The organism is Streptomyces sp. NPDC005784, from assembly GCF_042871525.1.
Taxonomy (GTDB): Bacteria; Actinomycetota; Actinomycetes; order Streptomycetales; family Streptomycetaceae; genus Streptomyces.
The window spans coordinates 36545-53280 of sequence record NZ_JBIAIQ010000045.1 but is presented as its reverse complement, the minus strand read 5'-3'; the positions used below and the strand labels follow the sequence as shown (position 1 = coordinate 53280).

At 68.1% G+C, this 16736-nt stretch carries 16 protein-coding genes and 6 pseudogenes; 9 read left to right on the top strand and 13 right to left on the bottom strand.

Translation table 11 applies throughout. The features are described from left to right. Positions 1-682 precede the first annotated feature (682 nt). Both ACFYR3_RS39515 and ACFYR3_RS39510 read right to left on the bottom strand, forming a co-directional pair. Positions 683-1303, bottom strand: coding sequence for a hypothetical protein (locus ACFYR3_RS39515; protein WP_389286898.1), 621 nt, complete (start codon positions 1301-1303; stop codon positions 683-685). After that, entirely contained in the window at positions 1300-1887 is a 588-nt protein-coding gene (locus tag ACFYR3_RS39510; protein ID WP_355852254.1) for a sigma-70 family RNA polymerase sigma factor, read from the bottom strand. The genes ACFYR3_RS39515 and ACFYR3_RS39510 overlap by 4 nt, the downstream gene beginning before the upstream one ends. A gap of 604 nt (positions 1888-2491) precedes the next feature. Here ACFYR3_RS39510 and ACFYR3_RS39505 point away from each other — a divergent pair. The 3 genes and pseudogenes from ACFYR3_RS39505 (at position 2492) to ACFYR3_RS39495 (ending at position 3017) form a co-directional block, all read left to right on the top strand. Further along, complete coding sequence (locus tag ACFYR3_RS39505) at positions 2492-2650, top strand: hypothetical protein (protein ID WP_355852251.1); 159 nt, start codon at positions 2492-2494, stop codon at positions 2648-2650. Then, positions 2651-2731 (top strand): annotated as a pseudogene (locus ACFYR3_RS39500) (IS3 family transposase); the annotation flags it as partial. A gap of 28 nt (positions 2732-2759) precedes the next feature. Further along, the gene (locus tag ACFYR3_RS39495) at positions 2760-3017 is read left to right on the top strand and encodes a hypothetical protein (RefSeq protein WP_355852248.1); all 258 of its coding nucleotides are present in this window, start codon (positions 2760-2762) and stop codon (positions 3015-3017) included. Positions 3018-3191: 174 nt separating this feature from the next. Here the strand turns inward: ACFYR3_RS39495 and ACFYR3_RS39490 are convergent, their stop codons facing one another. The 6 genes and pseudogenes from ACFYR3_RS39490 to ACFYR3_RS39465 all read right to left on the bottom strand — a co-directional run bounded on the left by ACFYR3_RS39490 (position 3192) and on the right by ACFYR3_RS39465 (position 7307). Continuing rightward, positions 3192-3947 carry an HD domain-containing protein gene (locus ACFYR3_RS39490; RefSeq protein ID WP_389286895.1) on the bottom strand — a complete coding sequence of 252 codons (756 nt, stop codon included), beginning with the start codon at positions 3945-3947 and terminating at the stop codon, positions 3192-3194. 80 nt (positions 3948-4027) lie between these two features. Next, positions 4028-4375, bottom strand: coding sequence for a helix-turn-helix transcriptional regulator (locus ACFYR3_RS39485; protein WP_356786397.1), 348 nt, complete (start codon positions 4373-4375; stop codon positions 4028-4030). Between the two features lie 399 nt (positions 4376-4774). After that, positions 4775-5447 (bottom strand): annotated as a pseudogene (locus ACFYR3_RS39480) (nucleotidyl transferase AbiEii/AbiGii toxin family protein). Then, a pseudogene (locus ACFYR3_RS39475) lies at positions 5444-5813 on the bottom strand (hypothetical protein). The pseudogenes ACFYR3_RS39480 and ACFYR3_RS39475 overlap by 4 nt, the downstream one beginning before the upstream one ends. A gap of 286 nt (positions 5814-6099) precedes the next feature. Beyond that, the gene (locus ACFYR3_RS39470) at positions 6100-6312 is read right to left on the bottom strand and encodes a hypothetical protein (RefSeq protein ID WP_389286893.1); all 213 of its coding nucleotides are present in this window, start codon (positions 6310-6312) and stop codon (positions 6100-6102) included. A 71-nt stretch (positions 6313-6383) separates the two neighbouring features. Beyond that, a complete protein-coding gene (locus ACFYR3_RS39465; RefSeq protein WP_389286892.1) occupies positions 6384-7307 on the bottom strand; it encodes a LysR family transcriptional regulator in 924 nt (307 codons plus the stop codon). Positions 7308-7439: 132 nt separating this feature from the next. Between ACFYR3_RS39465 and ACFYR3_RS39460 the strand changes: the two genes are divergently transcribed. From ACFYR3_RS39460 to ACFYR3_RS39440, 5 genes and pseudogenes are all read left to right on the top strand, one after another. Beyond that, positions 7440-8273: an inositol monophosphatase family protein gene (locus ACFYR3_RS39460; protein ID WP_389286890.1), complete on the top strand. Its 834-nt coding sequence runs from the start codon at positions 7440-7442 to the stop codon at positions 8271-8273. A 41-nt stretch (positions 8274-8314) separates the two neighbouring features. Next, complete coding sequence (locus ACFYR3_RS39455) at positions 8315-8911, top strand: NADPH-dependent F420 reductase (protein ID WP_389286888.1); 597 nt, start codon at positions 8315-8317, stop codon at positions 8909-8911. 35 nt (positions 8912-8946) lie between these two features. Then, positions 8947-9048, top strand: a pseudogene (locus ACFYR3_RS39450) (transposase); the annotation flags it as partial. A gap of 716 nt (positions 9049-9764) precedes the next feature. Continuing rightward, entirely contained in the window at positions 9765-9980 is a 216-nt protein-coding gene (locus ACFYR3_RS39445; RefSeq protein ID WP_356786388.1) for a DUF6243 family protein, read from the top strand. Between the two features lie 102 nt (positions 9981-10082). Continuing rightward, positions 10083-10334, top strand: a pseudogene (locus tag ACFYR3_RS39440) (transposase); the annotation flags it as partial. Here ACFYR3_RS39440 and ACFYR3_RS39435 read toward each other — a convergent pair. From ACFYR3_RS39435 to ACFYR3_RS39415, 5 genes and pseudogenes are all read right to left on the bottom strand, one after another. Next, on the bottom strand, positions 10250-10627 hold the full coding sequence (locus ACFYR3_RS39435; RefSeq protein WP_356786386.1) for a Scr1 family TA system antitoxin-like transcriptional regulator: 378 nt from the start codon (positions 10625-10627) through the stop codon (positions 10250-10252). The pseudogene ACFYR3_RS39440 and the gene ACFYR3_RS39435 overlap by 85 nt on opposite strands. Next, positions 10564-10740, bottom strand: a complete 177-nt coding sequence (locus ACFYR3_RS39430) for a helix-turn-helix transcriptional regulator (RefSeq protein ID WP_356786412.1) — start codon at positions 10738-10740, stop codon at positions 10564-10566. Before ACFYR3_RS39430 ends, ACFYR3_RS39435 begins: the two co-directional genes overlap by 64 nt. A 296-nt stretch (positions 10741-11036) precedes the next feature. Then, complete coding sequence (gene istB, locus ACFYR3_RS39425; protein ID WP_389286886.1) at positions 11037-11855, bottom strand: IS21-like element helper ATPase IstB; 819 nt, start codon at positions 11853-11855, stop codon at positions 11037-11039. Then, a pseudogene (istA, locus tag ACFYR3_RS39420) lies at positions 11855-13086 on the bottom strand (IS21 family transposase). The gene istB and the pseudogene istA overlap by 1 nt, the downstream one beginning before the upstream one ends. Positions 13087-13167: 81 nt before the next feature. Continuing rightward, a complete protein-coding gene (locus ACFYR3_RS39415) occupies positions 13168-13869 on the bottom strand; it encodes a hypothetical protein (RefSeq protein WP_389286884.1) in 702 nt (233 codons plus the stop codon). 1857 nt (positions 13870-15726) lie between these two features. On the opposite strand from ACFYR3_RS39415, the gene ACFYR3_RS39410 reads away from it, so the two are divergent. After that, positions 15727-16517 (top strand): IS5 family transposase gene (locus ACFYR3_RS39410; protein WP_389286911.1). Its coding sequence is split into 2 segments (ribosomal slippage): positions 15727-16051 and positions 16051-16517, totalling 792 coding nucleotides; the frame shifts between segments, so codons are not numbered across the junction. The last annotated feature ends 219 nt before the right edge of the window (positions 16518-16736 follow it).

Sequence of the window (16736 nt, the reverse complement as noted above, 5' to 3'; positions counted from 1 at the left end):
ATTCGGCCGGACACGTACTGATCCTCACCCCCAATCATGACCAAATCGCCCTAGAAATCCGCTTCTTAAGAAATGCAAATTAGTTTCTCATTCAGCGCAAATAGTCATATATACATGCCAATAGCGTGGCCCGTCACGCGTCGGCAGTCAGCCATCCGGGGCGCAGCGGGCCGGTGAGGGTTCTGAACGAAGAGCAGAGGTCTGCTTCATCGGGGAGCGTTGAGCGCCGGGCATGGACGCCCATCCCGCGCTGCCGTGTGCACGACCTCGGTCCGGCGGGCGGTCCGAGGAACCGTGTTGGCAGGCAGTCGTGGCCCGAGAAACGTGCGCGATTACAAGCGGCTCATTTCCCACAGCCAGCACCACATCACCTGGACCTTCATCACCCTCATGATCCGCCGACTCGCCTGCCCGCCCCGACCACCGCGCACCTCCCCACACCCCGTCGAACCCGTTAAGGCGGCCGGCAAGCCCAAGCCCATACGCATCCGAGTGCAGCCCCAGATGATCCGACTGGCCCCCACCGCCTTGTCCTAGACGGGCAGGTCCGAAGTTGGGTCGGGCACAAAGGGTCTGGCACGCCCCGGTTCCACCTGCACTTCACGCCGGCCGGCTCATCCTGGCTGAACCTGGTCGAGCGGTGGCTCGCGGGCTCCGCCACCCGGATCGCCAGCCGTCGGTCTCAACCGCCTGCCACGGGCCTGGAGCCGATGGCTTCGCAGGCTGCCTCCTTTGTGGGGTAGCCGTCCGCCGGGTAGATCACCGGCCCGCCGAGTTTCCGATGGCCGTCGGTGGCGGAGGACTCGCCGCCGTCGGGCTGGGCGTTGGGGAAATAGCAGGCCGCGAACCGGGTCGGCTTGGGAGTCTGTGGCACTGTGCCCTGTACGGGCCGGTCCCAGTTCCACATGCGGTCCCAGGCCGCCGCGCAGGAACGCGCCGCGTCCTGCGGATCGAAATCCTTCATGGCTTTGAGCGGCAGCTGGCTCAGGTCCGCCTCGGGCGACAGCGTGCGAGCGCACATGACGTTGCGCCCGTCCTCGCCCCATGGCCCGAATGTGGCTACGGCAGCCGTGGTGGCGCCCCCGAGGAGGACGGCCGTGACCGCACCCACCATGAACAGGTGCCGGCGCCTCCCGGAACCGGCCGTGCCACGCGGCTGCTCGGTACGTCGCAGGATCTCCCGCAGGACGGCCTGGCCGTCTTCGGACGCCGCCCAGCCGTCGGTGCCGTCGCCGGTGGGGCGCAGGGCGTGGACGGCGTCGAGGTCGGACGCCTGGCTGCGCTTGGTGACGGTCTGCTTCACGCTGACTCCCGTTGGGTGAAGTGGGCCTGGGCAAGAGCGCCATGGACCGGCTGTGCATGGCCTGCACGGGGCAGCGCCGCCCTGAACCTTTTGCGTGCCCGGTGCAGGCGCACAGCGAAGGCAGTGGCCGTGCAGCCCATGACCACGGCCGCCTGCTTGGCCGTCAGTCCGTACCAGGCACTCAGCACGAGTACCTCCCGGTCCTGTTCGGAAAGCGCCGACAGCGCAGCGGCCACCTCGACCCGCGTCCCTATCGCGTCCCCGATCTCCGCGGCCCCCGTCCGGTCGGCCATCACCGCCAAGCGCTCGGTCAGCGCACGGTGCCGCTGGTCGGACCGCACGCGGTTGGCGAGCAGCCGCCGGGCCGAGGCGAGCAGCCACGGCAGGGCATCGTCGGGCACGGACCCGGACTTGCGCCAGGCCAGCACGAAGGTCTCCGACAGGATGTCCTGCGCTGTCTCCCGGTCCGTACGGTGCAGCAGATACGCCAGGACCCGATCAGCATGAGCCGTATAGAGAGCCTCCAGGGCCCGGTGTCCGGCCGGGTCACCGTACTCCCCGGCGGTTGTTCGTCGTCGTCTCACAGCACCTCCATGTTCCGCCCGTCAACGGCTGTCAACCGGGAGATGTACGGCCGGGCCGGATCTCTTACAGCCCCTGGCGGATTCAGGCTCGGGCCATATCGGCAGGCGTGACACGGAGCACGAGCCTGCCGTGAGTACACACCCCGCGCGAGTCGCCCCTGCGCGATCGCCACCTGCTCCAGAGGAAAGGGGGCCTCCCCCTGAGTGGTGGACACGCTGATACTGGATCTGCTTGATCCGGAGGAAGCGAGAAGACCGCCGATGGCGATGAAGGACTACGCGGACGAGTTCAAGGCCGATGCCGTGGCCCTGTACGAGTCCACCCCCGGGCGACCTACAACAGCATCGCCGCCGACCTGGGCGTCAACCGGGCCACCCTGCGCGAGTGGGTGCTGCGGGCCCGCGAACGCCGTGGCGTCAGCACCACGGCTGCGAAGCCGGCCGCCCTACCTCGGGAGACGGTACCGTCCGCTGACCCGGACGAGCGGGTCCGGCAGTTGGAGGCCCGGGTGGCAGAACTCGAGGCGAGTGAACGCAAGCTCGCCACCGAGCGGGACATCCTCCGCAAGGCGGCCCAGTACTTCGCCGGGGAGACGAACTGGTGATGAGCCGCTTCCAGTTCGTCGACGACCGCCGGGACACCTACGAGGTGAAGCGGCTCTGCCACGTCCTGGACGTGAACCGGTCCAGCTACTACAAGTGGCTCGCCGGCGCCGAGGCCCGGGCCGCCCAGCAGCGGGAGGACCGGATCCTGGCCGAGTAGATCCGCAAGGTCCACGGCGAGTCCGGCGGAACCTACGGCTCCCCGCGAGTGACCGCCGAGCTCCGCGAGAAAGGGCGGCGGGTCAACAAAAAAGCGGGTCGCCCGGATCATGCGAACGTTCTCCATCACCGGAATCCGCCTGCGCAGACGCGTGCGTACCACCGTCCCGGACCCGGCCACCTCACCGGTTGCGGACCTGTTCCAGCGGGACTTCACCGCCTCGGAGCCGGGGCGCAAATACATGGGCGACATCACGTATCTCCCGCTCGCAGGCGGGAAGTTCGGGCAGCCGGGGACGGCGCGCTGGCGGGTGGGCCAGGGCTTGACCCGGCGGTGGCTCCGACGGGGTTTCGCCAAGCCTGGATGAGCTGGCCCAGGCGGCGGGCGGGTGTCTCGCTCGGGAGGAACAGCACGAGCACGAGCAGGACGAGCGCGCCCGCTGTGAGTCCTGCGACCACCCAGCCAGGTACTCCTACGCCCACGATGGCCGTCCCGAAGGTGGCTGCCGCCCCGAGCAGGCCGCCGATGCGGGCCGTCCGGCTCACCATCGTGGTTCCTGGCTGACGGAGCGGCGCAGGGTCAGGGACAGGCGGGGAGTGCTGAGCAACACCCGGAAGGTGAAACGGGTACGGGTGCGGCGGGTGGGCAAGACGGCCAGTTCCGCCTGCCATTCCTGTCGCCATCGGGCTCGCTGTGTGCCGGGCAGCAGCATCGTGAGCAGGGCCAGCAGGCGTGTGGTGACGGCGTACGCCGTGGGTGTCGGTTGGAGCACGGCTGCGGAGAGGTCGTGCAGTTCACGGCTGACCTCGGCCAAGCCTGCTGCGCGGGCCAGAGGGGCGAAGACTTTGATGGTCTCGCGTGCTTTGCCGTGCTGCTTGCCGGGTGCGACGAACTCGATGGTGCGCATGTTGTGGAGCCGATCGGCGAGACGAATGGCCAGCACTGCCTCTTCGTGCGGCGACCGCGAGGCCGGCCGCGCGGCGCCAGGGTGGAGACCGCTCGGAGGGATCGCACGGAGCTTGACCGTGCGGACGTCCGACACCAGCTGGGCGACGTCCGGGCCGAAGTGCTCGGCCACGCGGCCCGGCGGGCAGGATGTGTCCTCGACGTCGTGCAGGAGGGCAGCGCAGACCACAGTCGGCGGCATGCCGATGTCGGCAACGATGGCGGCGACAGCGAGGCAGTGAGTCAGGTACGGGTCACCGCTGTGGCGGGTTTGTCCCGCGTGCCAGCGGGCGGCCTCGCCATGGGCGAACTCGATGAGCCCGACGTCGGCATCGGGATGGTGCACACGCACGATTCCCAACAGACCTTCGAGGGACGACGGGCCGTTGACGTGACGCCTACCCGGCCGGGTGGCTAACCAGCGCCGTGCCTTCATGACACTCCCCCCTCACCGACCGGATGCGTGACCGCCCAGCCAGGCAGCGGCTGCTTGCGGGCGCGGTAGGCGCGCGCGAGGGCCAGGCGAGCCTGTTCGGCACCGTCCTTGGTGATCAGGTAAAAGCGGCGGCGCGGTCGGCCGGCTACCTCGTGGACGGCCGGGTCCTCCCAGGTACTGTCCACCCAGCCGGCCTGTTCCAGCCGGGCCAGGATCGGATAGATCGTGCCCGACGGCAGTCCCGCCAGCTCGCACAGCTCAAGGCCGTACCGCTGCTTGGCGGGATCCTCCAGCAAAGCCCGCAGCACCAGTTGGGTCTGCAGGGTCATACGCGGACTACCCATACCCGTACTCTACATAGCCTATATACGGGATGTCTAGGGAACGGGACGCTCCGGCCGCGCCCGACCATGTGCGGCCGATCGACGGCGTCGACCGGCCCGGCTCGGGGGGGTGCTGCACGCGCCGGACCGCGGAGAAGCACCGCAGGGCGCGCCACCGCGTTCACCAACCAGAAGCCGGGGAACTCGACGCCACGCTGCTCGAAGCTGAACGAGCCGTCGCGCCAGTTGGGCAGCGCGTCGGAATTCGGCTCGATTATCGAAGACCGCATGAACGGCGTCGGCAACTCGGTCCGGCGCGCTTGTGCTCGGCCGACTCGCGCAGCATGACCGACAGCAGGTGCGCCACGCGCAGCTGGCAGCCCGTACGCGCGGTGATCGATGGAACCGCGCGCACGACTCTCAAACCTCGTCCGGGTTCTCCTCGGCGTACAGGCGGGCGTCAAGCTCGGCTGCCCAGGCGAGGGCCCAGGCGCGAAGGTCGGCCAGTTGGCCGGGATTGAGGCCGTAGTCGGTAAAGTCCCTGTCGTCCCACCATTCGGCACCGCTGAGGCGGTCGCGCACGTCCTGGAGGCTGAACTCGAAGCGTGCGTGGCGACGGCCGAGCGTTTCGAGGTCGGCGGCGGTGCGCTGCTGGGAGGCGGCGTGGACATCGATGAGGTCGCGGACCGCGCCGCGGTCCGCGAGCGCGCGGACCTTGGTGCCGATCACGTCGTCGAGGGCCAGCACCGGTCCGTACTCGGTCTCTGCGGGCGGACCCCGGAATGCCTCTTTGCGGACGTCCACCTCGCATTCCTCCCCGGATTGCGGGTCGGTTGCGATAAGACGACTGGAGAGGGCGCCCGTCTCGATCTGACGGACGCTCCAGCCACGGGTGGCGAGGCCGTCGCTGACCACGGCGACGATCTCGGCGATCGAGGCGGGATTCTCGGTGGCTACGTCGAGGTCCTGACTGAGACGGTCGACCAGGCCGTGGGCCTGGACGGCATAACCGCCTGTGATTACCAAGGGGGTACGGGGTGCCGATCGCGAGTACATCGGCATAGGGCCGGCGGTGCAGGTCGGTCAGGTTCACGCGGCCGGCACGCCCCGGGCGGCGGCCAGCTCGGGAAAGGCGGCTTCCCAGGCCTCCCGCAGCGGCCGGCTGATCAGGGTGCGCAGCACCGGCCACTGCCCGAGCAGCAGATCCCAGTTCAGGAAGGCGACCAGGTCCTGGCGCTGCCCCTCGGCCAGGACGGGTGCGGTAGAGGCTCATCCGCGAGCGCGGCTGCTCTACGTCGTAGGAGCGGCGTCCTGACCAGGCCACGTGCAGCGGCAGGTCGACCGAGCCATGGGTGGGGCCCGTCAGATCCTGAAGGCGCGCGGGCAGCCGCTTGGCGTACTGCTCGCGGAGCACCTCGAACGCGTTCGGCACCGGGAAACGAGAGGAGCCGAAAACCATGCCCCGACTATCGCCTGCCGAGCCGGGCGGGTCACGACCGGCGCCCGAACGGGCACCCGACAGCCGTGGCAGGCCGAGAACGAGATCGCCGGATCTCCGTCTGCCCACGGGAGCACCGCGGTGAGGGCACGCAGACTGCGCCCTAGCCGGGTGCCACCACCCCCCGGGCCTTCACCGCCTTCGTGCGGTCACGCCTGACCGCTGACCGTTCATCGCGAGCCGAACCAGCACAGGAATTGCGCCCCGCAGTGCTGGTGCGCGGCCCGGGCTGGTGCGGGAGCGAGTGTCAGTCGTGTTCGCCGGGGTGCGTGTAGGTGGTGGTGTAGCCCTGCACGGGCGTGGCCATGTCCGCGGCGCAGTCGGCGCGGGCCTGGCGGGCGGCCTCGGTGATGTCGGGGTGGACGGGGGGTGTGGGGGGTGCGGGCCAGAGTTGGATCAGGTGGCGTTCTCCGTGGTCGCCGATGCCGGGTGAGCCAGTTGATCCCGCACTCGAACGCATGCCGGGCCTTGTAGTCCTCACGTACGAGATCGACGCGGATGGCGCAAACCGCGACCAGGCGGTCGGGGTTGTCAACGCGTTGCCTGATTCCGGTCTCTCGTCCGACCGGCCAACGCAGTCCGCGCCAGGTCACGTAGCCACACATGTGCGGGGTCGGTGTCATAGCGCTGATGCCACGACAGGTACACCCGGGCCGAAGGCAATTCGAAGGGCAGCGGGAGGAGGACCAGACCGAGATCCGCGGCCGCTGAGTGTGTGGTGGATTCGGGGGCCGTGACAAGGAGGTCCGACTCGCGCACGAACTCGAGCCCGGCCCCTTCGGTGGGCGCGGTCGCCACCACACGTCGGGTAAGGCCGAGCCGCGCCAGAGCCTCGTCGAGAGCATTGTCGAACCTTCCGCGCCGCGAGATGGTGATGTGCTCGGCCTCGGCGTACCGCGCGGCGGTGACGGCTTTGGCACGGGCGAGCGGGTGCCCTCGCCGCATGACGATGACCTGGCGGGTTTCGGCCACCTGGTCGGCGCGGATTTCGGGCTGGGCCGGGCGGTTCGCGTTCGCCTCGAGGTCGACTTCGCCGCGCCGCAGCTCGGGGGTGTCGATGCTCGATTCCGCGATGAAGCGCAACCGTACGCCTGGTGCCTGCCTGCGCACTTCCGCGAGGAGCGCGGGGCCGCCAAGGGCGACGAGGGAATCGTGCCAGCGGAGAGTGAAGGTGCGCTCGAGTGTCGTGAGGTCGAGTTCACGGCTTGGTGCCAGCACGCTGCGGACCTGCTGGAGCAGGTCGTGGACCTGTTCCCGGACGGCGATCGCGTACGGCGTCGGGGTCATGGTGCGTCCGGTGCGCACCAGGATCTGATCCCCCGTCGTTCTCCGGATCCGGCCGAGGCTTCGGCTCATCGCCGGGGCGGTCACGTGCAGGCGTTCGGCCGCGCCGGTCACGCTTCCTTCCTCGAGGAGCGCGTCGAGCGCGGCGAGCAGGTTCAAATCCAATTGCATGCGAGTCACTCTAGCCGTGCTTTACATGCACTTGAGGTTAATGCTCGCTGCTCATACCTTCGAGGTGCGGGCGCAGAGATCGATCGTTTCGCGCCCTCGGCTTCATCCCCCTGCTGAGATGGGAGTACCGCCATGCCCGAATCGATCCAGAGCACCGGAAGTGCCGCGGCCACCGGTTCCGTGTCCGACGCCGAACTGCTCGCGCAGACCGCGATCGCCGTAGGTGCGGCGGGCTCGGTGCTGCGGGAGCGGTTCGGCGGCGTGGTCCGCCACCGGACGCGCGAAGAGCTGATGCGCGCGCTCGCCGCCAACGACGAGGCGGCCCTCGATGTCCTGCGCCCACGCCTCGCGCTCCTGCGCCCGGAGGCCGGCTGGGTGGAGGAAGAGCTCGAAGGCGGGGCACTGCCGTCCGGCGAGTGGTGGGTCGCGGATCCGGCCGAAGGCAATGTCAACCACCTGCACGGATTGCCGGAGTGGGCGGTGACCGCCACACTCGTGCGCGACAACCGGCCGGTGCTCACCGCGGTCCATCTGCCGTTGACCGGCGAGACCTACACCGCGCTCGCGGGCGGCGGCGCCTACCTCGACGGCCGGCCGCTGCACGTTTCTGAGACCACGGACCTCGGACTGAGCCTCGTGGCCACGAGCCAGGCCAGGCCGGACGAAGACGAAGCGATCGTGCGCCGCGTCGGCTCCTCGATCACCGCGATGCTGCTGGACGCGCTCGTGGTACGGACGTCCGTGCCCGCGACCCTGCATCTGCTGAACGTGGCCGCCGGCCGGATCGACGTCTTCTGGCAGTTCGCCGGTGCCCGGGCGGACCTGCTGCCCGGCGCACTGCTCGTCGCCGAAGCCGGCGGACGCATCTCCGACGCCGAGGGCCGCCCCTGGACGCCGGAGAGCGAGAGCTTGCTGGCCGCCGCGCCCGGTGTGCACGCCGACGCCGTCGCCACGCTCTCGCGCTGACCACCTCCAAGAACAACAAGCACCGGAAGGACCAGATCAGCATGACCATGATCGCCGTACTCGGAAACGGCCGCGTCGGGGGCAGCCTGTCCGCAGCCCTCACCCGGGCCGGGCATGAGGTGACCGTGGCGGACCGCTCGCCAGGCGCTGCCGCCGACGCTGCCCGGACAGGGCAGATCGTCATCAACGCCACGCCGGGCGCCGGCTCGCTGGAACGGCTCCTCGCTCTGCGCGAGGAGCTGGAGGGCAAGATCCTCGTGGACGTCTCCAACGCCACCGTCGACGGACCGGACGGACTGCCCGCCAACCTGCTCTACACCGGCTCAAGCCTCGGGGAGCAACTCCAAGTTGCGCTCCCCGGCACGCACGTCGTCAAGACGCTCAACACCATGCTCTACACGGTGATGACAGCGCCTACCGCACTCGTCCAGTCGCCCACCGCCTTCCTCTCCGGTGAGGACCCGGAGGCCAAGCAGGCCGTCCGCGGGCTTCTCGAAGACCTCGGCTGGCACCGGGAGTGGATCACGGACCTCGGCGGGATCGAGACCGCGCAGGCCGTCGAGGCCGCAATCCTGTTCGTGCCTCACGTGATCCGGTCCACCGGATTCGCGCCCTTCGCCATCTCGATCGCCCGCTGACTGGACGAAAAGCTGTGAACTGGGCGATCATGCACGGCCGGTTCTGGTCTCGCTCCCACTTCGCCGGGTCATGCGGCGGCGCACCGATAACGGTGGTCCGTCAGTACATCGAGAACCAGCAGCGTCGGACGTTGTGACCTGCGGGTTGGAGCAGTCTTGAGATGGCCTACACCCCCGCCGGAAGGCGGGGGCACTAGCCAAGATCATTGGTAGGCACAACCGGGAAACAGGCGAGGTCTTCTGATCGCTGCCGGGGTCAGCCGAGGCCGACTGCTAAAAAGGGCGAACCAGTGCGCGACAGGACCGTCCTGAAGCAGATGAACCCCGGGCGCTCGCCGAAGACCCGGCCGACGCCGGGGCCGCGAAAGGGTTGGTGTGCGGGGCCGGCGGAACTGGGTAACGTCTTTGTCATGTTCTTCCAGACACCGATTTACGAGTGAGAGCGGATGGACCCCCGCTGACGTCCTTAGACGTCGCCGCCCGTCGCCCACCGATGAATCCGTAGATCACTTCACCGGGGTCCTCCGAGGATGCCTTGGCCTTCAGGCCGGGAGGAATCGGACTCCTGCGGAGCAGGGCAGGAAACGGGATTTCGCCCCAAGGGCGGAACGCCGTCCACCTGATTGGGTAGGCTGCACGCCGTGCGGTGCGAGAACCAAGCGCGCGCACCGTGCTGATCGAGAGCCAAGACAGCACATGCACCTCCAAGCCTTGCTGTATCAAACCGGGCTGGTTCCAACCCGGCTGGTGTTGATCGCGGAAGACCTGTTGGGCCGCTGCCCCGCAGGCAGCGTGAGCCAGGAATCCCCCTGCTTTAGCTGGGGGAGGATTCAAATCATTACCGGGAGAACCCGTGACCGTGAGCAAGAACATCAACAACCCCGTGGGCATGGGCGGCGGCCAGCGCAAGAAGCTGTCCCGCGCCGAACGGCAGAACAACGGTCCGCACCGCAACCTCGACCGCCAGAGTGCAGCCGACCAGAAGGCGGAGCTGGTGCGCAAGATGCGCGAGAAGGCAGGCGCAGCTGAGGGCGCCGGGCAGGCGGGCCACGACACCGCACAGAGCTGACGCATGCGCCGCCGCAGGGCGGCACCGCAAGGGGCAGGGCCCGGACCGCGACGCGCGGTCCGGGCCCTGCCGCCGTATCGGGGCTCTGCTGCCGTACCAGGCGCGGCGGGCCCCCTCAGCTCTCGGCCGAAGGCCATTCAGGACATCTACAACGCTCAGGACCGCGAGCATGCGGCCAAGGCCGTCGCCGCGTTCGCCAAGCAGTACGGGGCGAAGTCCCCCAAGGCCGTCAAGAAGATCGTCGATGACGAGGCCGAGCTGCTGGCGTTCTACGACTTCCCGGCCGAGCACTGGATCCACTTGCGGACCACGAATCCGATCGAGTCGACCTTCGCGACCGTCCGGCTGCGGACCACCTCGGCCGCCTCCGCACCGTGCGTGCTCCCAAAGACGTGCCGCGCGTACTTCGCGCTCTGAAGCATGGCCGGCAGGACAACGCATTGAAACGACCGAACGAGCCGGGCCCCGCGCACCGCCAGGTCGACAACGGCATCCGTGGAAAAGCTTGAGCCCGACAGGGTCTCATCTGCGCCCGCGGAAGAAGCCGACTCGACTTCGGCGAGAGCCACCCGCAACTCCGCGATTACGGACGCATCCAGGCCGAGAGCTCGGGACAGGCGGTCGAGGACGTCACGGCTGGGAACCATCCGCCCGTTCTCCACACAGTCGGCTGCCCAACCCCAGCCTGCTGCGCCAACACAGCACCAGTCAGGCCAGCATCCACGCGCAAGGCCCGAAGACGTGCCCCCAGCACCCGCATTCGCTCCTGCCGCTCGCTCCCCATACCAGCGTTCTACACCACAGAGCAGCAAGCTCCTGGCTATGTACGCGAGAACGGGGCTCTGGCACAGCTTTTGTGGGGCGTCAGCAGTGGCAGTGCACGCGTACCAGGATCGTGTCGTGGGGCAGCTGCGACAGGTATGCCTCGCTGCCCGGCCAGACACGGGGCCCGGGGGGTTCGTGAGGACACGAATCCGGGTGTCGGCGGCGGTTGAACCTGGACCCAGTCTGGACAGGTGAAATCTGACCCGGGTGTCTTCGGTTCGGTCGGTTGTTTCAGTCGTTGGTGGTGGGGACGCGTCCGAGTTCGCGTCCTCGCATGCGGAACGAGTCGCCTTTGAGGGAGTGGACCTCGGCGTGGTGGACGAGGCGGTCGATCATGGCGGCGGCGACGGTCTCGTCGCCGAAGACCTCTCCCCATCGTCCGAAGGGTTTGTTGCTGGTGACGATCACGGACGCGCGTTCGTATCGGTTCGAGACGAGCTGGAAGAACAGGTTCGCGGCCTCGGCCTCGAAGGGGATGTAGCCGACCTCGTCGACCACGATCAGTGGGTAACGGGACAGTTTGGTGAGTTCTTGCTGGAGGCGTCCGGTGTGGTGGGCGGCGGCCAGGCGGTCGACCCACTCGGCGGCTGTGGCGAAGGCGACGCGGTGTCCGGCCTGGCAGGCGCGGACGGCGAGGCCGATCGCCAGGTGGGTCTTGCCGGTGCCCGGCGGCCCCAGGAAGACGGCGTTCTCCTTGCCGGCGATGAAGTCCAACGTGCCCAGATGCGCGAGCTGTTGTCGCGTCATGCCGCGCAGATGGGTGACGTCGAGTTCCTCGATCGTCTTGATCGCGGGCAAGCGGGCGGCACGGACGCGGGCCTCGCCGCCGTGCGATTCACGGGCGGAGACTTCGCGCTGGAGGCAGGCGACGAGGTATTCGGCGTGGGTCCAGGACTCCTTGCGGGCGCGTTCGGCGAGCCGGTCGGCGGCGTCCAGCAGAGCCGGGGCCTTCATCGCGCGGGCAAGGAAGGCGAGGTCCGCGGCGGTCTGGGAACCGGTCCGGCGGCCCGCTCCGGTGTTTTCGGCCGGGGCAGCGGTGGTGCGGGGCATCAGCCGGCCTCCCGCTCGCCGCCGCCTTCGATAACGGTGAACAGCCGGTCGTAGGAGCCGAGTTCGCGTTGCTCGACCTCGACGAGCGAGTCGGTTTTGGCCTGGGTGGCCTGCTGATGACGGGCCTGCCCGCGCATCGTCTGGCCGGCGGCTGCGTGGTCGGGATCGGTGAGGGTCTGGTGGCGGGCCCAGCAGCGGGGGTGGCGGGCGACGATCACGCCGCCGGGGGCGAGTGCGATGACTTCGTCGTTGTCGGTGAGCACGGTGATCGTGTGTCCGATCGCCTGGGGGTGCACGGAGTAGTCGTTGGTGTCGACGCGGACGTAGTGGTCACGCCCGATGCGCATCTGCATCCGCCACCAGGCGGGCGGGTCGACGGGTGGCAGGGTGAGCATCCCGGCCCGGTCGGCTTCCCAGCGTTCGACGGGACGTGCCTGCAGGGTGCGGTGCAGGCGCCGGTTAGCCAGGTGGTGAGCTGGGTGTTGAAGTCGCCGGGGCCGTTGAACGTGCGGCCGGGCAAAAACGAGGTCTCCAGATAGCCGTTCGCCCGCTCGACCAGCCCTTTCGCTTCCGGGTCGCGTGGCCTGCAGAGGTAGATCCTGGTGGCGAGCAAGCCCGCGAACGCGGCGAACTCCGCGGTGAGTTTGCCGCGGCCGACCGCTGCCTCGTTGTCCCAGACCAGCATCTTGGGCACGGCGCCCCATCCGTTGAGCAGCCGCCAGTGGCCGTCGATCAGATCGCCTGTCGTGCGGGACGGCAGCATCCGCGCGGCGATCACCCGCGAGTAGCCCGACACCATCACCAGCACCGGCGGACGTCCCGTCTGTCCGTAGCCGAGCGGGATGTCCGCCTCGGGGAACCACAGGTCACACTGGGCCAGCTCGCCCGGCTGATAGGTCGTGCGTGAGACCGGATCGAGGGGAACGTAGGCGGAACGCAGTTCCCGCACCCGTTCCTTGAGGACCGTCATCCCGCGTTCCCACCCGATCCGCTCCGCGATCACCGTGGCGGGCATCGTCGGGGTCTCCCGCAGCAGCTCACGGATCTGCACCTCGACCGCGTCGACCACCGAGCCCTTGGCCGGCCGCTCGTACTTCGGCGGCCGGTCACTGGCCAGTGCCCGTTTCACCGTGTTCTTCGAGATGCCCAGATGCCGGGCGATCGCCCGGATCGGCATCTGCTCGGCCCGGTGCAGCCTGCGGATCTCTGCCCAGTCCTCCACGCGGATCACCCTTCCCTCCTGACCTTCCGATCAAGATCAGGTTCAGGCGAAGACCACCCAGAGGGTCACTTTTGATCCGCCGTCAGAGGGTCAGAATTCAGACGTCGCCGAGACCGGGTCGCAGTACGCGTGAAGGGCGCTTCCGTCGCTCTCTCGCCACCAGCCGTCCACGGTGAGCACGTCGGTCTCCCACGGAACCCAGGAGAACTCACGGATGAAGTCGGCACGGCTGCCGCGGAAGCCGATGATGGGATGCTCCGCACGGATCGAGCCCAGGCCGAGGCTCCAGGGGTGATGGATATAGGCCTTGATCAGGGGCTGGGTCCGGTAGGCGGCCAGCATGCCGTCGGCCCAGGGGCCGCCCGGGAACGCGTGTGGGTCTTTTTCACAACGGTCCTCGAAAACCGAGAGGGGCAGTGCCGGCGGGTGTACGGCGGACATCTGCTGCCACAGGTCCCAGGACGCGGCTGCCACGCGTTCGGAGGCGGCTTGCGGCCGTGACAAGTCGAGCAGGGCACGCGGTCCTCCGGCACAGGCTCCTGGAGCGCTGGGAGCGGGGAGGCCGTCATACGCAGGCTCGTCGTGAACCAGCCTGGGATCGTCTTCGTATCCGCGAACGACCGCGAACCCCTGACCGTTGCTGCCACCGTGGATGCGGCGTGAATCCCACATGCCGCGGTCCACGGGGTTGTCACTGTCCTGGTCGAACGGCGCGAGGGCCGCAGTGAGGGCCCCGTCGATGTCGTCCGCGGCCCCACGCGGTAGACACACTGTCACTGTCAGGCCGGCCATACGCTCTCCCCGATCTGTCGGCGGACAGCATGATCGCATCGAGCGGCTACGTTCGGCATGCCGATTTGGCACCGGGCAGGCATTCCATCCGCTCTGAGCCACAGCCCCAGCAGACCGCCCGGTTGATGTCCACGATGAGGCCGGCAACCGGCTTTTTTCCCACCACAGAAGTTGAGCCAGAACCCGTTCTCATGGACAGAGCCACCCGCAGCGACACCCGCCAGATGAAGCCACAACGTCAAGGCCTCAACGGAGACAAGACAAGACCACCAGCGGGACCGTGATTCAAAATTTCTCTACTGGTTCAAGTGCCCGCGCAAGCGCGGGCTGGCCCCTGGGGCCGCAGCAAGCGACGGCATGAGTAGAGACCCGGACACGGAGTATCCCGGTCAGAGCATGCCTCCGGCGGGGGCGCTCAGGCTCCGAGATGGCGGGGGCGTCGTTCGCGGGTGCCGGCCGAGTGGGATGGGAGCTGGGGTAGGTGGTGGGTAGGGGCAGTCGTGAAGGCTCCGGTCGGTGTTTTGCCAGGTCAGACCGCACCCGCATACTCGATCTTGCGATACGGTGCGGATTCGCGTAGCCACCTCCGGGGGGCAGTGAAGTATCTGATTAACCGTGTCTCTCGTTGCGTGACGCTGACCATCCTGAGTCCGGCCTGTCTCTGCCTTGTCGGCTGTAACCCGGATCCGACCGATCCCGAGAACGTCGCCCCGATCACCCTGATGAACAACACACCCAGCGCCGTGCGTGTCTTCTGGTGTGCTGGCGACGGAGACAACGAGTGCTCGGAGCAAGACAGCCTCGGACCAATCGCAGCGGGCGGCACGCGCCACGTACAGATTTCGTCCTACGAGGTACTACTGCGGATCACGTCCACATCAGGCCCGGAGGGATACGTCTGCGGCGACGACACATCAGGCAGTCGGATAGCTCTGAGCCCGTCGTACCCCTCGGTGAAGTCCGCATACGACCACTGCTCCGACGGATCGTCTCCAAGCACGACGGGCTGATCGTTACGCGCGGGCTTGCTGGGCCGGCGATCGGTCCAAATCCTCGATGCCGCCAGACAACGCGCCCCTCCCGTGCCCGTTCAGTCGGGCAACAGCGGGGAACAGCGGTCGCTGGCGGGCAACGCCGCAAGAACTGCCCCTGACCGAGCTACCTGGTCAGAGGCCGTTCACCTGCGGTGGGTGTGGGATTTGAACCCACGGTGACTCGCGCCACGACGGTTTTCAAGACTCTTCACGAGCTTGACGCACCCATCGAGATTCCGTCGACCGCGCGTACACTGCCGCTCGCAGCCCGAGAAGCAACCCGTGGAGGATGGCATGGCGGATGTGTCCAGGTTCCCTGGGCGGGCCGGCCGCATCGTAGTGCTCGCCTTGGTATCTTGCGGCTGGGTAGCCGCCCCAATCTCTACGTTCATCGAGCTGCCCCACATCACTTGGCCCGGATCGCTCCTGTTTCTCGGGGCCGGCGCATTTCTTGCCCGGGAGTGGCGACGCGTCTGGCGTCGAGAGGCCCCGTACGACGTACGGCAGCAAGCCCTAGAGGTTCGCGTCTTGGGCGCGAGCAGGCGCGGGACTGTCTCTGGGCCGTCCGAGGTCAGTTGACAATGACAATGGCACGGTCACCCGGCCGTGCCATTCTCGTGCCAGAACGGACGGGGACTCACGGAGAACCGTGGTTCGCAGGGGGAGTTCGCCAGGCCTCGGCCCGAGGTAGGGATCAGCAGGTCACGGGCATGGTCGCCCCACCTCGCTCCTTAGAGGTCCTAACAGAAGCTGTTGATCATGTGACCTTCGGCTTGGATGGTCGTTGGTCCGGGCGTGGGAAACACGTCAGTCGCGGCCGTGGATCGTGTCGGATGAACTGTGGTCGCTCATCGAGCCGTTGCTGCCCGAGCCGGCACCGAAGCTGGTCAAGGGCAGACCTCGGGTCCCGGACCGGCAGGCCTTGTGCGGGATCCTGTTCGTGCTGCACACCGGCATCCAATGGGAGTACCTGCCCCAGGAGTTGGGCTTCGGCTCGGGCATGACCTGCTGGCGGCGCCTGGCCGCGTGGAACGAGGCCGGCGTCTGGGATCAACTGCATCTGGTGCTGCTGAGGAAGCTGCGGGCCGCGAAGCAGCTGGACTGGTCGCGGGCGGTGATCGACTCCTCGCATGTGCGGGCGGCCCGGCGGGACCCAAAAGCGGACCCAGCCCGGTCGACCGCGCGCGGCCGGGCAGCAAGCACCACGTCGTCACCGACGCCCAGGGCATCCCCCTTGCGGTGTCGCTGACCGGCGGAAACCGCAACGACGTCACACAGTTGCTGCCGCTGCTGGACAAGATTCCGGCGGTAGCAGGCGTCGTCGGCAGGCCCAGACGCAGACCCGATGCCCTGCTCGCCGACCGCGCCTACGACCACGACAAGTACCGCCGCCTGCTCTGGGACCGCGGCATCCGCCCGGTCATCGCCGAACGCGGCGTGGAACACGGCTCCGGCCTGGGCATCTTCCGCTGGGTGGTAGAGCGCACCATCGCCTGGCTGCACGGCTTCCGACGACTGCGGATCCGCTGGGAGCGACGCGACGACATCCACGAGGCCTTCCTCGGCCTCGCCACCTGCCTGATCACCCACCGACACGTCCAACGCCTTTGTTAGGACCTCTAACTGGCTGTTCTCTATCCGGCCGTGTGATCGGCATGGTTCGAACAGGGGCCTGGTTCGGGTGAGTTGTCTGGTGTGGAGGCATGGAAGAAGGGCCTCTTGGTAGCTCGCGGATGTCGAGTCCAGCGAGAATCAAGAGGCCCTGTTGTCGAAGTGTCGCGTGGTCACGGTTGCCGAGTCCAGTTCGTCCACTCGTGGGTGTGACTGTCTCGC

Excerpts from the sequence above, each read along its gene's own strand:
- ACFYR3_RS39415 (WP_389286884.1), bottom strand. The coding sequence starts at position 13,869 with ATGGCCGGCCTGACAGTGACAGTGTGTCTACCGCGTGGGGCCGCGGAC.
- ACFYR3_RS39460 (WP_389286890.1), top strand. The coding sequence starts at position 7,440 with ATGCCCGAATCGATCCAGAGCACCGGAAGTGCCGCGGCCACCGGTTCC.
- ACFYR3_RS39485 (WP_356786397.1), bottom strand. The coding sequence starts at position 4,375 with ATGGGTAGTCCGCGTATGACCCTGCAGACCCAACTGGTGCTGCGGGCT.
- ACFYR3_RS39430 (WP_356786412.1), bottom strand. The coding sequence starts at position 10,740 with ATGCGGGTGCTGGGGGCACGTCTTCGGGCCTTGCGCGTGGATGCTGGC.
- ACFYR3_RS39470 (WP_389286893.1), bottom strand. The coding sequence starts at position 6,312 with ATGCGTTCGAGTGCGGGATCAACTGGCTCACCCGGCATCGGCGACCAC.
- ACFYR3_RS39505 (WP_355852251.1), top strand. The coding sequence starts at position 2,492 with ATGAGCCGCTTCCAGTTCGTCGACGACCGCCGGGACACCTACGAGGTG.
- ACFYR3_RS39495 (WP_355852248.1), top strand. The coding sequence starts at position 2,760 with ATGCGAACGTTCTCCATCACCGGAATCCGCCTGCGCAGACGCGTGCGT.
- ACFYR3_RS39455 (WP_389286888.1), top strand. The coding sequence starts at position 8,315 with ATGACCATGATCGCCGTACTCGGAAACGGCCGCGTCGGGGGCAGCCTG.
- ACFYR3_RS39435 (WP_356786386.1), bottom strand. The coding sequence starts at position 10,627 with ATGGTTCCCAGCCGTGACGTCCTCGACCGCCTGTCCCGAGCTCTCGGC.
- istB (WP_389286886.1), bottom strand. The coding sequence starts at position 11,855 with ATGCCCCGCACCACCGCTGCCCCGGCCGAAAACACCGGAGCGGGCCGC.
- ACFYR3_RS39465 (WP_389286892.1), bottom strand. The coding sequence starts at position 7,307 with ATGCAATTGGATTTGAACCTGCTCGCCGCGCTCGACGCGCTCCTCGAG.